Annotated in this window: 20 protein-coding genes; 12 read left to right on the forward strand and 8 right to left on the reverse strand. The window is 62.7% G+C overall.

What is annotated here, in order from left to right; all coding sequences use genetic code 11:
* Positions 1-13: 13 nt before the first annotated feature.
* The gene (locus FW789_RS19495) at positions 14-763 is read right to left on the reverse strand and encodes a LytR/AlgR family response regulator transcription factor (protein ID WP_101322629.1); all 750 of its coding nucleotides are present in this window, start codon (positions 761-763) and stop codon (positions 14-16) included.
* 313 nt (positions 764-1076) lie between these two features.
* On the opposite strand from FW789_RS19495, the gene argH reads away from it, so the two are divergent.
* Positions 1077-2471, forward strand: coding sequence for an argininosuccinate lyase (gene argH, locus FW789_RS19500; protein WP_101322630.1), 1395 nt, complete (start codon positions 1077-1079; stop codon positions 2469-2471).
* Between the two features lie 39 nt (positions 2472-2510).
* On the opposite strand, the gene FW789_RS19505 is transcribed toward argH, so the two are convergent.
* Positions 2511-3170: a glutathione S-transferase family protein gene (locus FW789_RS19505; protein ID WP_186701433.1), complete on the reverse strand. Its 660-nt coding sequence runs from the start codon at positions 3168-3170 to the stop codon at positions 2511-2513.
* A 145-nt stretch (positions 3171-3315) separates the two neighbouring features.
* Here FW789_RS19505 and FW789_RS19510 point away from each other — a divergent pair, with 145 nt between their 5' ends.
* The 3 genes from FW789_RS19510 to FW789_RS19520 all read left to right on the forward strand — a co-directional run bounded on the left by FW789_RS19510 (position 3316) and on the right by FW789_RS19520 (position 6941).
* On the forward strand, positions 3316-3615 hold the full coding sequence (locus tag FW789_RS19510; protein WP_101322632.1) for a hypothetical protein: 300 nt from the start codon (positions 3316-3318) through the stop codon (positions 3613-3615).
* A gap of 73 nt (positions 3616-3688) precedes the next feature.
* The gene (locus FW789_RS19515; protein ID WP_101322633.1) at positions 3689-3934 is read left to right on the forward strand and encodes a TIGR02647 family protein; all 246 of its coding nucleotides are present in this window, start codon (positions 3689-3691) and stop codon (positions 3932-3934) included.
* A 151-nt stretch (positions 3935-4085) separates the two neighbouring features.
* Positions 4086-6941, forward strand: coding sequence for a class I adenylate cyclase (locus FW789_RS19520; protein WP_446431907.1), 2856 nt, complete (start codon positions 4086-4088; stop codon positions 6939-6941).
* 15 nt (positions 6942-6956) lie between these two features.
* Here FW789_RS19520 and rnk read toward each other — a convergent pair whose 3' ends face one another.
* The 3 genes from rnk to cyaY all read right to left on the reverse strand — a co-directional run bounded on the left by rnk (position 6957) and on the right by cyaY (position 8049).
* Entirely contained in the window at positions 6957-7367 is a 411-nt protein-coding gene (rnk, locus tag FW789_RS19525) for a nucleoside diphosphate kinase regulator (RefSeq protein WP_101322635.1), read from the reverse strand.
* A gap of 135 nt (positions 7368-7502) precedes the next feature.
* Complete coding sequence (locus FW789_RS19530; protein ID WP_101322636.1) at positions 7503-7715, reverse strand: DUF1289 domain-containing protein; 213 nt, start codon at positions 7713-7715, stop codon at positions 7503-7505.
* A 1-nt stretch (position 7716) separates the two neighbouring features.
* Positions 7717-8049: an iron donor protein CyaY gene (gene cyaY / locus FW789_RS19535; RefSeq protein ID WP_186701435.1), complete on the reverse strand. Its 333-nt coding sequence runs from the start codon at positions 8047-8049 to the stop codon at positions 7717-7719.
* Between the two features lie 221 nt (positions 8050-8270).
* On the opposite strand from cyaY, the gene lptM reads away from it, so the two are divergent.
* From lptM to FW789_RS19565, 6 genes are read left to right on the forward strand one after another with little or no spacing between them, the layout of a single operon-like run.
* Complete coding sequence (lptM, locus tag FW789_RS19540; RefSeq protein WP_103435382.1) at positions 8271-8474, forward strand: LPS translocon maturation chaperone LptM; 204 nt, start codon at positions 8271-8273, stop codon at positions 8472-8474.
* Between the two features lie 9 nt (positions 8475-8483).
* Positions 8484-9731, forward strand: coding sequence for a diaminopimelate decarboxylase (gene lysA / locus FW789_RS19545; RefSeq protein ID WP_150571421.1), 1248 nt, complete (start codon positions 8484-8486; stop codon positions 9729-9731).
* 4 nt (positions 9732-9735) lie between these two features.
* A complete protein-coding gene (gene dapF / locus FW789_RS19550; RefSeq protein ID WP_103435384.1) occupies positions 9736-10566 on the forward strand; it encodes a diaminopimelate epimerase in 831 nt (276 codons plus the stop codon).
* A 13-nt stretch (positions 10567-10579) separates the two neighbouring features.
* Positions 10580-11290 carry a DUF484 family protein gene (locus FW789_RS19555; protein ID WP_103435385.1) on the forward strand — a complete coding sequence of 237 codons (711 nt, stop codon included), beginning with the start codon at positions 10580-10582 and terminating at the stop codon, positions 11288-11290.
* The gene (gene xerC / locus FW789_RS19560; RefSeq protein WP_207072393.1) at positions 11290-12189 is read left to right on the forward strand and encodes a tyrosine recombinase XerC; all 900 of its coding nucleotides are present in this window, start codon (positions 11290-11292) and stop codon (positions 12187-12189) included. The genes FW789_RS19555 and xerC overlap by 1 nt, the downstream gene beginning before the upstream one ends.
* A complete protein-coding gene (locus tag FW789_RS19565; protein ID WP_103435387.1) occupies positions 12186-12881 on the forward strand; it encodes an HAD family hydrolase in 696 nt (231 codons plus the stop codon). The genes xerC and FW789_RS19565 overlap by 4 nt, the downstream gene beginning before the upstream one ends.
* A gap of 54 nt (positions 12882-12935) precedes the next feature.
* On the opposite strand, the gene sutA is transcribed toward FW789_RS19565, so the two are convergent.
* From sutA to glnK, 3 genes are all read right to left on the reverse strand, one after another.
* Positions 12936-13259, reverse strand: coding sequence for a transcriptional regulator SutA (sutA, locus tag FW789_RS19570; RefSeq protein ID WP_103435388.1), 324 nt, complete (start codon positions 13257-13259; stop codon positions 12936-12938).
* Positions 13260-13688: 429 nt separating this feature from the next.
* Positions 13689-15011 carry an ammonium transporter gene (locus FW789_RS19575; protein WP_101322645.1) on the reverse strand — a complete coding sequence of 441 codons (1323 nt, stop codon included), beginning with the start codon at positions 15009-15011 and terminating at the stop codon, positions 13689-13691.
* Positions 15012-15059: 48 nt separating this feature from the next.
* On the reverse strand, positions 15060-15398 hold the full coding sequence (gene glnK / locus FW789_RS19580) for a P-II family nitrogen regulator (RefSeq protein WP_002555808.1): 339 nt from the start codon (positions 15396-15398) through the stop codon (positions 15060-15062).
* A 404-nt stretch (positions 15399-15802) separates the two neighbouring features.
* Between glnK and FW789_RS19585 the strand changes: the two genes are divergently transcribed.
* Together FW789_RS19585 and FW789_RS19590 are read left to right on the forward strand one after the other, a co-directional pair.
* The gene (locus tag FW789_RS19585; RefSeq protein WP_103435389.1) at positions 15803-16102 is read left to right on the forward strand and encodes an accessory factor UbiK family protein; all 300 of its coding nucleotides are present in this window, start codon (positions 15803-15805) and stop codon (positions 16100-16102) included.
* Between the two features lie 110 nt (positions 16103-16212).
* A complete protein-coding gene (locus FW789_RS19590) occupies positions 16213-17700 on the forward strand; it encodes a YifB family Mg chelatase-like AAA ATPase (RefSeq protein ID WP_103438671.1) in 1488 nt (495 codons plus the stop codon).
* Positions 17701-17720: the final 20 nt, after the last annotated feature.

The raw sequence follows: 17720 nt of genomic DNA on the forward strand, positions 1-17720 counted from the left end.
CGAGGGCGAGCGATCAGTGCAAGCCCTGCATCATCTTGCGCACGCCTGCTACATGGCGGCGGCTGACGATCAACGCATCCTCGCCCATGCCCTTGAGGTAGAGCTGGAAATGCCCCAGCGGCGTACGCTGCAGCTTCTCGATACGTTCACGGGCAACCAGCGCGTTGCGGTGGATACGCACGAAACGCTCGCCGAACTCGTCTTCCAGCGCTTTGAGCGGCTCATCCAGCAGCACTTCACCGGCCTCATGGCGCAAGGTCACGTATTTGTGGTCGGCAATGAAGTAGATCACCTGTGACAGCGGGATCAGCTCAATGCCTTTGCGGGTACGCGCACTGATGTGGTTGCGCGGGTTGCCGCCGTCTTCAGTGGCTGGCCGGGTCAGCGCCGCCAGCAGCGCGCGGTTGGGTTTTTCTGCCTTGCGCAGGGCATCGCGCAGGGCCTGCGGCTGCACTGGCTTGCTGACATGGCTGAGGGTGCTGTCCTTGAACGCTTCGCTGCCGTATTCGTCATCACCGGTGCAGAACACCACCGCTGGTGGCGCTTCGCGCTCGCACAGGCGAGCAGCGACCTGCAGGCCGTCCAGGCCGGGCATGCCGATATCAAGCAGGACCACGTCAGGCTTGAGGCTGTCGATCAAGGCAAGAGCTTCCTCGCCATTGGTGGCGCTGGGCTCCAGTACCGTGTAGCCCTCCTGCCCGCCGAGCAAGCGGCTGAGGTCTTCGCGGGCTTTGGGTTCGTCATCAACGATCAGGACATTCATAGTTGCGCTGGATTCCTGAATGAGTCTCGCACAAGTAATAAGCGTAAACCGGGCTCGGTAGTCCGACGCCGCAGTCACGCTCTAGACCCATGCAATGGCCAAAGATTCACTGGTCTGACAGATTCAGCGCCAGCCTATTGTCAAACTGTAGACGCTTCGTGGAACGCTGCCGTTCAATCGGTAAATATCCTTTGCAGTAACTTCGCCGGTTGATTTCCTGCTGTTTCTGGCGACCGATGCCCTGCGGCGGGCAGTGCAACCCTGTTATTATCGGCGCCACTTTTTATCGTTCACGCCTTCAACGAGTGAATCCATGAGCACTGACAAGACCAATCAGTCCTGGGGCGGCCGCTTCAGTGAACCCGTCGACGCCTTCGTCGCCCGCTTCACCGCTTCGGTCGACTTCGACAAGCGCCTGTACCGCCACGACATCATGGGTTCGATTGCCCACGCGACCATGCTGGCGCAGGTTGGCGTACTCAGCGACGCCGAGCGCGACACCATCATCGACGGCCTGAAGACCATTCAGACCGAGATCGAGGCCGGCAACTTCGACTGGCGCGTCGACCTTGAAGACGTGCACATGAACATCGAAGCACGCCTGACTGATCGCATCGGTGTCACCGGCAAAAAACTGCACACCGGGCGCAGCCGCAACGACCAGGTCGCCACCGACATCCGCCTGTGGCTGCGTGACGAAATCGACCTGATCCTAGGCGAAATCACGCGCCTGCAGAAGGGCCTGCTGGAGCAGGCAGAGCGTGAAGCCGAGACCATCATGCCCGGCTTCACCCACCTGCAGACCGCGCAGCCAGTGACCTTCGGCCACCACCTGCTGGCCTGGTTCGAAATGCTCAGCCGTGACTACGAGCGCCTGGTCGACTGCCGCAAGCGCACCAACCGCATGCCTCTGGGCAGCGCCGCGCTGGCTGGCACCACCTACCCGATCGACCGCGAGCTGACCTGCAAGCTGCTGGGCTTCGAAGCGGTTGCCGGCAACTCGCTGGATGGCGTTTCCGATCGCGACTTCGCCATCGAATTCTGCGCCGCGGCCAGCGTGGCGATGATGCACCTGTCGCGCTTCTCCGAAGAGCTGGTGCTGTGGACCAGCGCCCAGTTCCAGTTCATTGATCTGCCGGATCGCTTCTGCACCGGCAGCTCGATCATGCCGCAAAAGAAAAACCCCGACGTACCTGAGCTGGTGCGTGGCAAGAGCGGCCGTGTGTTCGGCGCCCTGATGGGCCTGCTGACCTTGATGAAAGGCCAGCCACTGGCCTACAACAAGGACAACCAGGAAGACAAGGAACCGTTGTTCGACGCCGCCGACACCCTGCGCGATTCGCTGCGGGCGTTTGCCGACATGATCCCGGCAATCAAACCGCGCCACGCGATCATGCGCGAAGCAGCCCTGCGCGGTTTCTCCACCGCGACCGACCTGGCCGATTACCTGGTACGCCGTGGCCTGCCGTTCCGTGATTGCCACGAGATCGTCGGCCATGCCGTGAAGTACGGCGTCGACAGCGGCAAAGACCTGGCTGAAATGAGCCTTGAAGAGCTGCGCCGCTTCAGCGATCAGATCGAACAGGATGTGTTTGCCGTGCTGACCCTGGAAGGCTCGGTAAATGCACGTAATCACATTGGTGGGACTGCACCTGCCCAGGTGCGTGCGGCTGTGGTCCGTGGCCAGGCGTTGTTGGCTTCGCGCTAAGCGTCATGGCGGGCTGCCTGGCAGCCCGCCTTTTCACCCTCATTTGCGTTTGCTGATCATCTCCAGGAATGCCGGCATCGCCGCTTCCTTGTCTGCACGAATTTTCGCCATGTGCGGGTTCTCGCCAAGCAACTCCAGCAGCGCCCTCGCCTGCGGGAAGTCCTCAAGAAAGTCCAGGTTCAATACCTTCTTGCCGACCGCGCAGGCAAGGTCGACCGAAAACACGAACATCAAGTCAGCCAGGGTCATCTGCTCACCGGCAACGTACGGCGCGAACTTGCCATTGCGCTTGAGCGTGGCAAAGCCTGCCAGCAGCTCGGTGCGGGCGCGCTCCTTGATCAGCGGCTCGACGGCCTGGCCGAAGAACGCTTCGGCGTAGCAGGTACGCGCCGGCAACTCGATGTATAGCTCAATTTCCTTGACCAGCTCGCGCACCTTGGCCTGGCCGAAGGCGTCGGCCGGCAGCAGCGATTTACCCGGCTGGGTCTGCTCGATGTAGTCGAGCATGACGCTGGTTTCGCTGATAAAGCCATGCTCGGTCTCCAGCACCGGCACCTTGCCGCGCGGGCTGATGGCCAGCACTTGTGGGGTCTGGCCGGAAACGAACGGCACCTCTTCGAACGGCAGGGCTTTTTCCAGCAACGCCAGCTTGACCATGTTGTAGTAGTTGCTGACAGGGAATCCGTAGAGCTTGAGCATTGCGACAGCCTCCAGGCCGTGAGGGGATGGCCCGGCTGTTATAACCACTCCCTTACGCCATGACCAGCGTCATGCATGGCATAGATGGCCAGGCATTGCCGGCGCGGTCATGGCAAACTAGCCGCCTCACTACAGGAGCACCGCCATGAGCGAACCCCAAGACATCGACAACGAAGATGAAGAAGCCTTCGCCGAAGCTACCCTGACCCAGGCCATCGAAAACCAGATTGAAAGCGGCGAGCCGCCGGCGGCCCTGGCGACCTTCAACAAGCTGAAGCTGGTTGGCTATGAGCGCGAAGACATTCTCAACCTGATGGCCCATGTACTGGCCTTCGAGATTGACGCCATGCTCGATGCCGACCGCCCGTTCGATACCGAGTGGTATGAAACGGCACTGCGCGCCCTGCCGGAGCTGCCACCTGAGGCGGATCAAGGCAACGCTTGAAAAGTCTGTCTACACTCCATGATCAAGCACCCGCAGTGGTGCCAAAATCCTTGTCTGGAAGTCAGGAGTCGCCATGTCGCTTACCCCCGAACTGATCGCCGAGCTGGAAGTCCTTGCGCTGTTCAATCTCGATAGCAGCCAGGAAGGCATCCAGGTCCACCAATCCGCTTCGCCAGATAAAGTCGCTGCTGCCAAGCGCCTCTTTGACAAGCAACTGACCGACCAGCCCGATGGTGGTTATCTGACCAGCCTGGGCCGTGACGCGGCGCAGAGCGTGCAGATTGTGTTGAACATTCTCAAAGCCCCAGAAACCGCCTGAAGCCTTCGCGCCTGTTCGCGGGCCAGGTTGCTGGTCGCGAACAGGCCAACCGCCTTGCTATTAATCTGGCGTCAAAAAACCATAAATTACCCTCTATTGCCCCTTGCTCAGGCTAAACTCGGCACTGCCCTGGCCTGCCCCTGAGTGCGCAATGAACCACCCCCATGAAATCCGCCCAGACCTGGACGACGGTATCGACCGCAAAGTTCTGGCCACGCTGCGCGCGCGCTTCATGCAGATCAATCACGGTCGCCTCGGGCGTGCACGGGAGGGCTTGTCAACGCGCCAGCAGCAGGTGCTGACGCTGTTGCCGCTGTTGTTTCATGTCAATCACCCGCTGCTGCCCGGGTATGTCTCCGGCACCACTCCAGCCGGCGTGTGCAGGTATGAGCCGGATGCCGAGCTGATTGCCGAGGGCCAGCGCCTGGCGCGCTCGTTCAGCTACAAACCGCGGCTGGGCAATGCGCCGCTACCGATTCAGGGTCTGTACCTGATGGGCAGCCTGGGCACCCTGGCCCAGGCCGAACAGAGCGACATGGATGTGTGGGTCTGCCACGCCGCCGGCCTGGCCGAGTGGGCGCTGGCCGAGCTCAGCCGCAAATGCCAGTTGCTCGAAGCGTGGGCGGCGAGCCTGGGCGCCGAGGCGCATTTCTTTCTGATCGAACCGCAGGCCTTTACCGTCGGTGAGCGCAATGGCCAGCTCAGCTCAGACGACTGCGGTACTACCCAGCACTATCTGCTGCTCGACGAGTTCTACCGCACCGCGATCTGGCTGGCCGGGCGCACGCCACTGTGGTGGCTGGTGCCGGTGTATGAAGAGCACAACTATCAGGCCTACACGCAAACCCTGCTGAGCAAGCGCTTTATCCGCACCGATCACGACCTCGATCTCGGCCACCTGGCGCATATCCCGGCCGGCGAGTTTGTCGGCGCCGGCCTGTGGCAGTTGTTCAAAGGCATCGACTCACCTTACAAATCGCTGCTCAAGCTGCTGTTGACCGAAGCCTACGCCAGCGAGCATCCACAGGTGCGTTGCCTGAGTCTGGAGTTCAAGCAGGGGGTGTTTGCCAACCAGCTCGACCTCGATGCGCTGGACCCGTACGTGATGGTCTATCGGCGCATCGAGCAGTATTTGCTACGCCGCGGCGATGTCGCGCGGCTGGAGCTGGTACGGCGCAGCTTGTATCTGAAGGTCAATAAAAAGCTCAGCGGCCGCTCGCGCAACGGCGGCTGGCAACGCCAGCTATTGGCTCGACTGGTTCGCGAATGGGGCTGGGACGAGCGCCAGCTGGCGCTGCTCGACAGCCGCAGCCATTGGAAGGTGCGCCAGGTCGCGCTCGAGCGCCGAGCGCTGGTGGCCGAGCTCAATCACAGCTATCGCTTCCTCAATCAGTTCGCCCGTGAGCAGCAGGCCAGCAGCCGCGCCGACCAACGCGACCTGAACGTGCTCGGCCGACGCCTTTACGCCGCCTTCGAGCGCCGTGCCGGCAAGATCGAAGTGATCAACCCGGGGATTGCTCCGGACCTTGCCGAAGACACACTGACTTTGGTCCATGCCAGCAATCGCAAGGAGCCCGGCGCGTTCCACTGGAGCCTGTACCAGGGCAACCTGAGCGTGGATGAGCTGGACCACTCCAGCCCGCTCAAGCGCTGCCGCGAACTGCTCGAGCTGCTGACCTGGGCGCACCGCAACGGCGTGATCGATAGCAGCACACGGCTGGCCCTGCATCCGGGCGCCAGCGACCTGAGCGAGTTCGAGCTGTTCAACCTGCTCGGCAGCCTGCAACAGAGTATTGCCCTGCCCTTGGAGCCCGTCAGCGAGTTGCGCATGCTGCAGCCAAGTGTGGCGGACGAGGTCCTGTTGCTGGTCAATGTCGGTGTCGACCCGCTGCGCCATCAGCGTGAACTGAACATCCTCATGACCACCGCCCGCACCGACTCGCTGAGTTACGCCGGCGTGCGCGAGAACCTGGTGCTGACCCTGGATCAGATCTCCTTGAACAGCTGGAACGAGGTGCTGGTCCAGCGTTACGACGGCGAACATGCGCTGATGCGTTGCTTGCGTGACTTTCTCAACACCCCAGGCCAGCGCCAGCAACCACCACGGCTGCAGGTGCGCAGCTTCTGTCACAACCGCGCCCAGGCCATTGCGCAGCGGGTCGAGGATGTGTTCGCCACGGCTCGCGCGTTGCTCCAGCAGCGGCTGAACTACCGATACCTGGTGCAGATCGCACAGGACACCCATGTGCTTGAGCTACAGCCTGGTGAAGTCAACCTGGTCACCTTGACCAACCACGAGCAACTGCTGGCTTATCTGGGCGAGGAGCGCAGCGAGTACAGCCCGCTGCACCTGGACGACAACGCACTGGACGATGAGGATCTGGTATGGGTTCTGCCCCAAGGCCAGCCGCAGTGCATCCAGGTGTTCTACCGCCTGCTCGACGGTTGGGCCGACCTGTACGTGCTGGATGAATTCAATGCCCTGTGGCAGCAGCGCCTGCCGCTGGAAGATGAAGCGCACCTGTTGCTGCCGTTGCAGCGTTTTCTGCAATCGCTGGGCATGCGCCGCGATGCCCGGCTGCCGCTGACCAGTCTGCAACAGGGCTCATTGGATATTCTCTACTACCAGCTGCTGCCTGCAGGGCTGGGCAAGGTGCGCAGCCTGGAGCCACGCCAGGCACCGAGCGACAACGGCAGCCAGCCCTATTACGAGGTGCAGGCGATCGTACAGAGCGGGATCGGCGATGAAGTGCACATCACCCTGTACTGCGATCAGCAGGAATATTCGCAGCTTGAATACGGCGATCAGTTGTACGCCGTGGTGGCGCGGCAGATCCTCGGCCAGCGGCGCAGTGCCGGGCGTTATCGCTGCTATATCACCGATCTGGATTTGTCCGAGCTGCTCGCCGACGAGCAGGGCTCGACGTGCCTGCATCTGAGGTACAAGCGCGAGCTGGAGCAGGCGTTGAATGACGGTGTCGAGCAGTTGCGGGCCTCACTGCAGTGAGGCCCGCGTGACACCTCAGAGGTCGAAGTCGCCTGCAGCTTCTGGCTGATACTCGACCGCCAGCAAGGTCAGCTTGAGGGTCTTGCCACCCGGCGCCGGCCAGTCGATCTGGTCACCTACCGACAGGCCGAGCAAAGCGCAGCCAATCGGCGCCAGGATCGATACCTTGCCTTCACCGCTGACGTCTTTCGGGTAGACCAGAGTCAGGTGGTAGTCCTTGCCGCTGGCCTCTTCGCGGCAGTGCACCCGCGAATTCATGGTCACCACACCGGCCGGGACCTCCTCGTGACCGACTACCTTCTCGGCGCGGTCGAGCTCGTCCTGCAAGGCGGCGACACCCGGCGCGTTCTCATCGAGGCTATCGATCAGGCGCTCGAGACGTTGCACGTCCAGGCGGGTGAGGATGAGGGAAGGTTTGCGGCTCATGTTTCAGTCAGACTCCATGTTCAACAGACAATTTGCGGCGCACGAATAAAGCAAAACCCCGCCCAAGGGCGGGGTTTGTGCAGGCATTCGGCAGCGCCGACGCAGAGCCCGACAGTACCACAGCCGGACGAATACTCAAGCCCGGGCGCGCAGGGCCTCGGCTTCCCGGCAGATCTGCCGGCGGCGTTCGTCGTCGGCAGAGCGCCACTCGCGAATGTGCTCGACATGGCGCTGGCAACCGGTGCAGACGCGTTCGGCATCCAGTCGGCAAACATTGATGCAGGGCGATTTCACCGCAGGGCTGACGTTGCTGTAAAGCGGCTTGGGCGGCCGCGGCTGCTCGCTCATGTCAGATCTCGTCGAAGTCCAGTTTCGCGCCAGCGCGATCCCAGACGATGCGCTCAAGCATCTCGCCAAGCAGCTCGTCGGTCTTTTCGCAGGTCCATTTGCGGTTTTCTTCGTCATAGTCGAAGTGGAAGCCGCCGGACTTGTCCGCCAGCCACAACTGACGCAGCGGCTCCTGCCGGCTGAAGATCAGCTGGCTGCCGTTTTCGAACTTGATGGTGAGTACGCCGGCGGAGTTTTCCATGTCCAGATCAAGATCGGCTTCATCGAACAGGTCTTCCAGCGCCTGTTGGGTGGCATCGACCAGGTCGTGAAAACGCGCTTCGCTCAAACTCATTGCAAGAACCTCGAAATTGGCTGCATACAGGCAAGCCGGGGAAGATACGGACGCTGGCGCAAGAATGCAAAGCCTCAGACCATCTGCCAATGTTGCAAGGATAACGCAGCAGCGGCCCCGCCAGCGTTGCTTACCGCCAGGCGGACCGGCCCTTGCATAGGCAATCAGGCAGGCGCTGGGTATACTCGGGCGCAATACTGCTTATTTCAAGGATTTCACCAATGAAGCGCCTGATTTCCTCCCTCGCGGCGCTGGTCGCGGTTGCCTGTCTCGTTTCGGCCTGCGGTCAGAAAGGCCCCCTGTTCCTGCCTGAAGACGGCAAGGACGGCAAGGCCAACAAGTCGCACCAGCACCAGCACGCTCAGCCCTCGCCGCAGCCCGCGCCGCAGCAAGAGCAAGACCCAGAGCAGCAGCCAGCGCAGTAAGGAAATCCAATGGACGCTTTCAACTACCGCGACGGCCAGCTGTTCGCGGAAGGCGTGGCCCTGTCGGCCATTGCTGAACAGTTCGGCACACCGACCTACGTCTACTCGCGTGCCCACATCGAGGCGCAGTACCGCAGCTATGCCGATGCCCTGCAAGGCGTCGAGCACCTGGTGTGCTTTGCGGTCAAGGCCAACTCCAACATTGGTGTGCTGAATGTGCTGGCCCGTCTGGGCGCAGGTTTTGACATCGTCTCCGGCGGCGAGCTGGAGCGCGTGCTGGCCGCTGGCGGGCGCGCCGACCGCGTGGTCTTCTCCGGCGTCGGCAAGACCCGCGAAGACATGCGCCGTGCGCTGGAAGTGGGCGTGCACTGCTTCAACGTCGAGTCCACCGATGAGCTCGAGCGCCTGCAGGTCGTGGCTGCCGAGATGGGCAAAGTGGCGCCAGTGTCGCTGCGGGTCAACCCGGATGTCGATGCTGGCACCCACCCGTACATCTCCACCGGCCTCAAGGAAAACAAGTTCGGTATCGCCATTGCCGATGCCGAAGAAGTCTATGTGCGCGCCGCACAGTTGCCGAACCTGGAAGTGGTCGGCGTCGACTGCCATATCGGCTCGCAGCTGACCACGCTGGAGCCGTTCCTCGATGCTCTCGACCGCCTGCTGGTACTGGTCGACCGTCTTGGCGAGTGTGGCATCCTGTTGCGCCACCTGGACCTGGGCGGCGGTATCGGTGTGCGTTACTGCGACGAACAGCCGCCATCGGCCGGTGAATACGTCAAGGCCATCCGCGAGCGCGTTGGCGATCGCGACCTGGCCCTGGTGTTCGAGCCCGGCCGCTACATCGTTGCCAACGCCGGCGTCCTGCTGACCCGCGTCGAGTACCTCAAGCACACCGAGCACAAAGACTTCGCTGTGGTCGATGCCGCCATGAACGACCTGATCCGCCCGGCCCTGTACCAGGCCTGGATGGGTGTCAGTGCCGTGCAGCCGCGTGCCGGTGATGGTCGTGCCTACGATATCGTCGGGCCGATCTGCGAGACCGGCGACTTCCTCGCCAAGGACCGCACGCTGAACCTGGCCGAGGGCGATCTGCTGGCCGTCGAGTCGGCGGGCGCCTATGGTTTTGTCATGAGCTCGAACTACAACACCCGCGGTCGTTGCGCCGAGGTGCTGGTCGACGCTGACCAGGCCTTCGAAGTGCGCCGTCGCGAGACCGTCGCCGAACTGTTCGCCGGCGAAAGCCTGCTGCCGGAGTGAACCCATGCTGCTGCGTTTTACCAAAATGCACGGCCTGGGCAACGACTTCATGGTCCTCGACCTGGTCAGCCAGCACGCGCACATCCAGCCCAAGCACGCCAAGCAATGGGGTGATCGGCACACCGGTATCGGTTTCGACCAGCTGCTGATCGTCGAAGCGCCGAACAATCCGGACGTGGACTTCCGCTACCGGATCTTCAATGCCGATGGCTCCGAGGTCGAGCAGTGCGGCAACGGTGCGCGCTGCTTTGCGCGCTTCGTGCTGGACAAGCGTCTGACCGCGAAAAAGCTCATCCGCGTCGAAACCAAAGGCGGCATCATCGAGCTGGACGTGCGCAACGACGGCCAGATCTGCGTCGACATGGGCCCGCCGCGGCTGGCCCCGGAGCAGATCCCGTTCCAGGCTGCCGAGCAGGCGCTGAGCTACGCGCTTGAAGTCGACGGCCAGAACTACTCGATTGCCGCCGTTTCGATGGGCAACCCTCACTCCGTGCTGCGCGTCGACGATGTCCTGACCGCACCGGTGCACGAGCTGGGGCCGAAGATCGAACACCACCCGCGCTTCCCGCAGCGGGTCAACGCCGGCTTTATCCAGATTGTCGACCGCCACCACGCCAACCTGCGGGTATGGGAACGTGGCGCCGGTGAAACCCAAGCCTGCGGTACCGGCGCCTGCGCCGCTGCCGTGGCCGCTATCAGCCAGGGCTGGATGGATTCGCCCGTGTCCATCGACCTGCCAGGCGGGCGCCTGAGCATCGAGTGGGCGGGCCCCGGCCAACCGGTATTGATGACCGGCCCTGCCGTGCGCGTCTATGAAGGACAGGTTCGCCTCTAACCGAGTAAGCGCCATGACCGATAAGCCACAGGTTTTACCCGAACAGGCCACCGACCTCGATGCCGAGGCGGTGGTTGCCTACCTGCGTGCGCACCCGGCGTTTTTTGCCGAGCACGACGAACTGCTGCTCGAACAGCAGATCCCGCACCAGCGCGGCGACAGCGTGTCGCTGGTGGAGCGCCAGCTGAAGCTGTTGCGCGACCGCAATATCGAGATGCGCCATCGCTTGTCGCAACTGATGGACGTCGCCCGCGACAACGACCGGCTGTTCGACAAGACCCGCCGGCTGATCCTCGACCTGCTCGATGCCAGCAGCCTGGAAGAAGTGGTGATGGCCGTCGAAGACAGCCTGCGCCAGGAATTCAAAGTGCCCTTCGTCAGCCTGATCCTGTTTGGTGAAAACGCCACACCGGTCGGCCGCTGGGTCAGCAATGCCGAGGCGCAACAGGCTATCGGCGCCCTGCTGGGCAGCGGCAAGACGGTCAGCGGCAACCTGCGTGAGCACGAGCTGGCGTTTCTGTTTGGCGAAGAGCAACGCAAGGACGTCGGCTCCAGCGCGGTGGCCACCCTGGAATATCAGGGCCTGCATGGCGTGCTGGCGATCGGCAGCCACGACCCGCAGCACTACAAGAGCAGCGTCGGTACGTTGTTCCTCAGCTACATCGCTGAAGTGCTTGGCCGGGTGGTTCCACGGCTCACCCAGACCCTGCGACCGGTGCGCTGATGGAGCGCCAGCTGGAGGCTTATTGCGCGCATCTGCGCAATGAGCGCCAGGTATCGCCGCACACCCAGCAAGCGTACCGTCGCGACCTGGAGAAAGTCCTCGAATACTGCGGTGCCCAAGGCATTACCAACTGGGGTTCTCTGCACATCCAGCAACTGCGCCAGTTCGTCGCCCGCCAGCATCATCACGGGCAGTCCTCGCGCAGTATTGCCCGGCTGCTCTCGGCAGTGCGCGGGCTGTACCGCTACCTGAACCGCGAAGGCCTCTGCGAGCACGACCCGGCCAATGGCCTGGCGCCGCCCAAGGGCGAGCGCCGCCTGCCCAAGGCGTTGGATGCCGACCGCGCTTTGCAACTGCTGGACGGTGGCGTCGACGACGACTTCATTGCCCGCCGCGACCAGGCCATTCTCGAGCTGTTCTATTCCTCCGGTTTGCGCTTGTCCGAGCTGACCAATCTCGACCTCGAGCACCTCGACCTCGCCGATGGTTTGGTGCAGGTGCAGGGCAAGGGCAGCAAGACCCGCGTGCTGCCAGTCGGCCGCAAGGCCCGCGAGGCGCTGCAGGAGTGGCTCAAGCTGCGCGGCATCAGTGCGCCGCAGGACAACGCGGTGTTTGTCAGCCGCCAGGGCCGGCGACTCGGCCCGCGGGCCATTCAGTTACGTGTCAAGGCGGCCGGCGAGCGCGAGCTGGGCCAGCACCTGCACCCGCACATGCTTCGCCATTCCTTCGCCAGCCATATGCTGGAATCGTCCCAGGACCTGCGGGCGGTGCAGGAGATGCTCGGCCATGCCGACATCAGCACCACGCAGATCTATACCCACCTGGACTTCCAGCACCTGGCAGCGGTCTACGACAGCGCCCATCCCCGGGCCAAACGCAGCAAGGGCAACGACTCATGAGCATCCAGCTGATCACCTTCGACCTCGACGACACATTGTGGGACACCGCGCCGGTGATCCTCAGCGCCGAGACCGTGCTGCGCGACTGGCTCGAAGCCAACGCCCCGCGCCTGGGCGGCGTGGCAGTCGAGCACCTGTACGCCATTCGTGAACGCCTGGTGCAGGCCGAACCCGGGCTGAAGCACCGCATCAGCGCCCTGCGCCGGCGCGTACTCAACCACGCCTTGTGTGACGTCGGCTACAGCGAGCAGCAAGCGCAGCAATTGGCCAACGAAGGCTTCGAGGTGTTTTTGCACGCGCGTCATCAGATCGAGGTGTTCCCTGAAGTGCAGCCGGTGCTGGAGATCCTGCGCCAGCGCTACACCCTGGGTGTGGTCACCAATGGCAACGCCGACGTCGCCCGCATCGGTTTGGCCGATTACTTCAAGTTCGCCCTGTGCGCCGAAGACCTTGGCATCGGCAAGCCGGACCCGGCGCCATTTCTCGAAGCCTTGAAGCGCGGTGGGGCACCCGCTGACGCCGCAGTCCACGTTGGCGATCACCCTGGCGATGATATCGCCGGGGCCCAGCGGGCCGGCCTGCGCGCGGTATGGTTCAACCCGCAAGGTAAGGCCTGGACCGGCGATAAAGCGCCTGATGCGCAGATTCAGCGGCTGTCGCAGCTGCCTGACGTACTCGCCCGCTGGCGCTGAACAGCAGCCACAAAAAAGCCCGCAGCGACGGCGGGCTTTTTTGCAGACAACCACTCAGATAGGGCGGCTGCCGTACTTGTTGTCGGGCTTCTTGGGCGGATCGGCGACCACATTGGCCTCCACTTCCTGCACCTTGCCACCGCGATTCAAGAACTCTTCCATGGCACGGGCCAGGGCGTCGCGCTCTTTCTGCTTGGCCTCCATGCTCGGCATGTCGTCTACCGTCACGGCAGCCTTGGACTTGCCTTTGGCAGCAGGTACCGGGGTGTCGTCGCCAGCGTCTTCGGCGCCGTCATCGGCAGCAGCCTCAAGACCTTCATCAGCCTCGTCTTCGTCGCCTACTTCGAGGTCGTCAGTTTCCAGATCGTCGTCGCTCATGTTCTACCTCATGGCTTGCGAAAAGCAGGTTGGTTATAGACCAGTGTTGCCGTAGACCGGCAGCCACCAGTGAAAATTCAACTGGCCGTGGGTTTGGCCACTGCCCTTGAGCATGCGCCGCTGGATGAGCAGCGCTACCCTGCAGACCCTGCTGCTAGCAGAGCCTGACGAAATCCCTGAGCCGGTGCTGGCCATACGATATTGGCAAGCCTAGCAAAGGCTGGAAGAAGCGCGAGATTAACTCTTCAGCACTCTCCGGCGCGCATTCTAGCGTGCTCGCAGAAAAAGCAAAGCTCCATAAACGCACTGCAGGTTGTAAGTTTTTGGCATACGTCGCGAACGTAACGGATAAACCGTTTGCTCTGCACGAAACTGCGAAATTCAGACAAAAAAATGCCCGGCGAACCGGGCAATTTTTTTTCGTCGTGATTACAGGTTGTAGCCACGCTCGTTGTGTTGCGCCAGGTCGAGGCCGACCGACTCTTCTTCTTCGGTGACCCGCAGGCCCATCACCATATCCAGCACCTTGAGGATGATGTAGGTGACGATAGCGGTGTAGACCACGGTGAAGATCACGCCCTTGGCCTGAATCCAGAACTGCGCGCCGATGTCGTCCACCGCGCCGAAGCCGCCCAGAGCCGGTGCCGCGAAGATACCGGTGAGCAAGGCGCCGACGATGCCGCCGATACCGTGTACACCGAATGCATCCAGCGAGTCGTCATAGCCAAGCTTGCGCTTGAGGCTGGTGGCGCAGAAGTAGCAGATCACACCCGAGGCCAGGCCGATCACCAGAGCGCCCATCGGGCCCACGGTGCCGGCTGCCGGGGTAATTGCCACCAGGCCTGCCACTACACCCGAAGCGATGCCCAGTGCGCTTGGTTTGCCGTGGAAGATCCACTCGGCGAACATCCAGCCCAGCGCCGCAGCGGCGGTGGCGATCTGGGTGACCAGCATGGCCATGCCGGCGGTGCCGTTGGCAGCTGCGGCGGAGCCTGCGTTGAAGCCGAACCAGCCGATCCACAGCATGGCTGCGCCGATCAGGGTGTAGCCCAGGTTGTGCGGTGCCATTGGCGTGGTTGGGTAGCCTTTACGCTTGCCCAGCACCAGGCAGCAGACCAGGCCCGCGATACCGGCGTTGATGTGCACCACAGTGCCACCAGCGAAGTCGAGTACGCCCCAGTCCCACATCAGTGCGCCATCGCCGCTCCAGACCATGTGCGCGATAGGCGCATAGACCAGGGTGAACCACACTGCCATGAAGATCAGCATCGCCGAGAACTTCATCCGCTCGGCGAAGGCACCGACGATCAGCGCGGGAGTGATGATGGCGAAGGTCATCTGGAAGGTGATGAACACTGCTTCCGGGAAGGCCGCCGTCAGGCTGGCTGGGGTCACGCCGTTGAGGAAGGCTTTGGAGAAGCCGCCCACGAACGAGCTGAAGTTGAGCACGCCTTTTTCCATACCGGTGGTATCGAAGGCCAGGCTATAGCCGTACACCATCCACAGGATGCTGATCAGGCCGGTGATGGCGAAGCACTGCATCATCACCGAAAGCACGTTCTTGGAGCGGACCATGCCGCCGTAGAACAGGGCCAGACCTGGAATGGTCATGAACAGTACCAACGCCGTCGCAGTGAGCATCCATGCGGTGTCGCCGGAGTTCAGCGTAGGGACAGCTTCCTCGGCCAGCGCGAGGCCTGGCATTGCGAGGGACAATAGGGCGCCTAGCCCTGCGATCTGACGCAGAGTCATGTTGTTTTCTCCTGGGGCGTTGGGTTTGGTGAGGCTTTGTTGTGTCGCTTAGATCGCGTCGGTATCGGTTTCGCCGGTACGGATGCGGATCGCCTGCTCCAGATTGACTACGAAAATCTTGCCGTCACCGATCTTGCCGGTGTTGGCGGCCTTGGTAATGGCCTCGATTACCCGGTCCAGATCCTTGTCGTCGATGGCGACGTCGATCTTCACTTTTGGCAGGAAGTCGACCACGTATTCAGCACCGCGATACAGCTCGGTGTGGCCCTTCTGCCGACCGAAGCCTTTGACTTCGGTGACGGTGATGCCCTGCACGCCGATTTCCGACAGCGACTCGCGAACGTCGTCCAGTTTGAACGGCTTGATGATGGCAGTGACTAGCTTCATGAAACTCTCCCGATTTGGTGGACTTGCCCCAGGAAAACAAACCCGTCTCAAGTCTAAGCGCAGTGCTCGGCTTTGTAACGCATCGTTGGCATGGCTCGGCGTCGATGTTGCAGGTGACGCTGAACAAACGCCTCGCGGCGTGGCCTGCGCACTGCCTGGTCACAAGGACCCGCATCAGTGCATGGCTCGTAAAGGTCATTGCAGAAACCTTGCCAAAACCTGGAAATGCTCGGGAAACAGCGAGTTGCGTGGAATGTTCAGATTGGGCCAGTCGCCATCAGTGAAAACCTGCACGGTTTTGGTGCGCTTGTTATCTGCTGTATGCGCGAAAAGCGTGCGGCAAAGGGCCTTTACACCGGCGTGCTACACTTGGGCTCTTTTTTCGATCAAGCGGACAGCCCACCATGCTCGCGCCCAAAGCATTTCTAGACGCCCTCAGCGACCAGGCCTCGCGCCTGTTCAGCGGTGACACCGCCCAGCCCCGCGCTGAACTGGAAAGCCAGTTCAAGGTGCTTATGCAGGGCGCTTTCAGCAAGCTCGACCTGGTCAGCCGGGAAGAATTCGACAGCCAGATGGTCGTGCTTGCACGCACCCGTGCGCGGCTTGAGGCGCTGGAGAAGCAGGTTGCCGAGCTGGATGCGCGGATGAGTGCTGCGCCAGCGACGCAGGCGGCTGAACCGGCGGCAGATCAAGCGGCTTCCTAAAGGCTCCCTGCAAAACCCAGAAGCACTCTTCCCGAAGCAGCCACACCACACCCCGCTACGCTGATGACGTGCCGCAGGACGCGGCTTTCATCAGCGACTACGGAGTGTCCATGTCCCTCGCCCTTGTTCACAGCCGCGCCCAGGTCGGCGTCGAGGCGCCTGCCGTCAGTGTCGAGACCCATCTCGCCAATGGCTTGCCCACGCTGACGCTGGTCGGCCTGCCGGAAACCACCGTCAAAGAGAGCAAGGACCGGGTGCGCAGCGCCATCGTCAACTCGGGCCTGAATTACCCTGCCCGGCGTATCACCCAGAGCCTCGCCCCTGCCGACCTGCCCAAGGACGGCGGGCGCTACGACCTGGCCATTGCCCTGGGCATTCTGGCGGCCGATGCGCAGGTGCCGGTTGCCCAGCTGAGCGAGATCGAGTGCCTGGGCGAGTTGGCCTTGTCCGGTGCCGTGCGGGCGGTGCAGGGGGTACTGCCTGCAGCGCTGGCGGCACGCGATGCCGGCCGGGCACTGGTGGTGCCGCGGGACAATGCCGAGGAGGCGAGCCTGGCCAGTGGGCTGGTGGTGTATGCGGTTGCCCATCTGCAGGAGCTGGTCGCTCACCTCAATGGTCAGGTGCCGTTGGCGCCTTATGCGGCCAATGGGTTGGTGCTGCAGAGCAAGCCTTACCCGGATTTGAGTGAAGTGCAGGGCCAGGTGGCTGCCAAACGGGCGCTACTGCTGGCGGCGGCGGGTGCCCACAATCTGCTGTTCACCGGCCCGCCAGGCACCGGCAAGACCTTGCTCGCCAGCCGCTTGCCCGGCTTGCTGCCGCCGCTGGATGAACATGAGGCGCTGGAGGTGGCGGCGATTCAGTCGGTGAGCGGGCGTACTCCGTTGAACAGCTGGCCGCAGCGGCCGTTCCGGCATCCGCATCACTCGGCCTCTGGGCCGGCCCTGGTGGGTGGCGGCAGTCGGCCGCAGCCGGGGGAGATCACCCTCGCCCACCACGGTGTGCTGTTTCTTGATGAACTACCTGAGTTCGAGCGGCGCGTGCTGGAGGTGTTGCGCGAGCCACTGGAGAGCGGCGAGATCGTGGTGGCGCGGGCCAAGGACAAGGTACGCTTCCCTGCCCGCTTTCAGTTGGTGGCGGCAATGAACCCGTGCCCCTGCGGCTACCTGGGTGACCCTACAGGGCGTTGTCGCTGCAGCACCGAACTGATCCAGCGTTACCGCAACAAGCTGTCTGGGCCGCTACTCGATCGGATTGACCTGCACCTGACCGTGGCGCGGGAAAGCACAGTGCTGACCAACCAGCCCAGCGGCGAAACCAGTGCCAGCGTTGCCGCAGTGGTGGCCGAGGCCCGTGAGCGCCAGCAACGCCGGCAGGGCTGCGCCAATGCATTTCTCGACCTCAATGGCCTGCGCCGTTATTGCGGGTTGAGTGCCGGGGACCAGAGCTGGCTGGAGAACGCCTGCGAGCGCCTGACCTTGTCACTGCGCGCGGCCCATCGGCTGCTCAAGGTGGCGCGGACCTTGGCTGATCTGGAGCAGCTGGACAACATCGGCCGTGCGCATCTGGCCGAGGCGTTGCAGTACCGGCCAGGCTCGTAGGCCCACTGAGCACCGCCTGA

The sequence above is a fragment of the Pseudomonas sp. 1121_17 genome, from assembly GCF_052850745.1.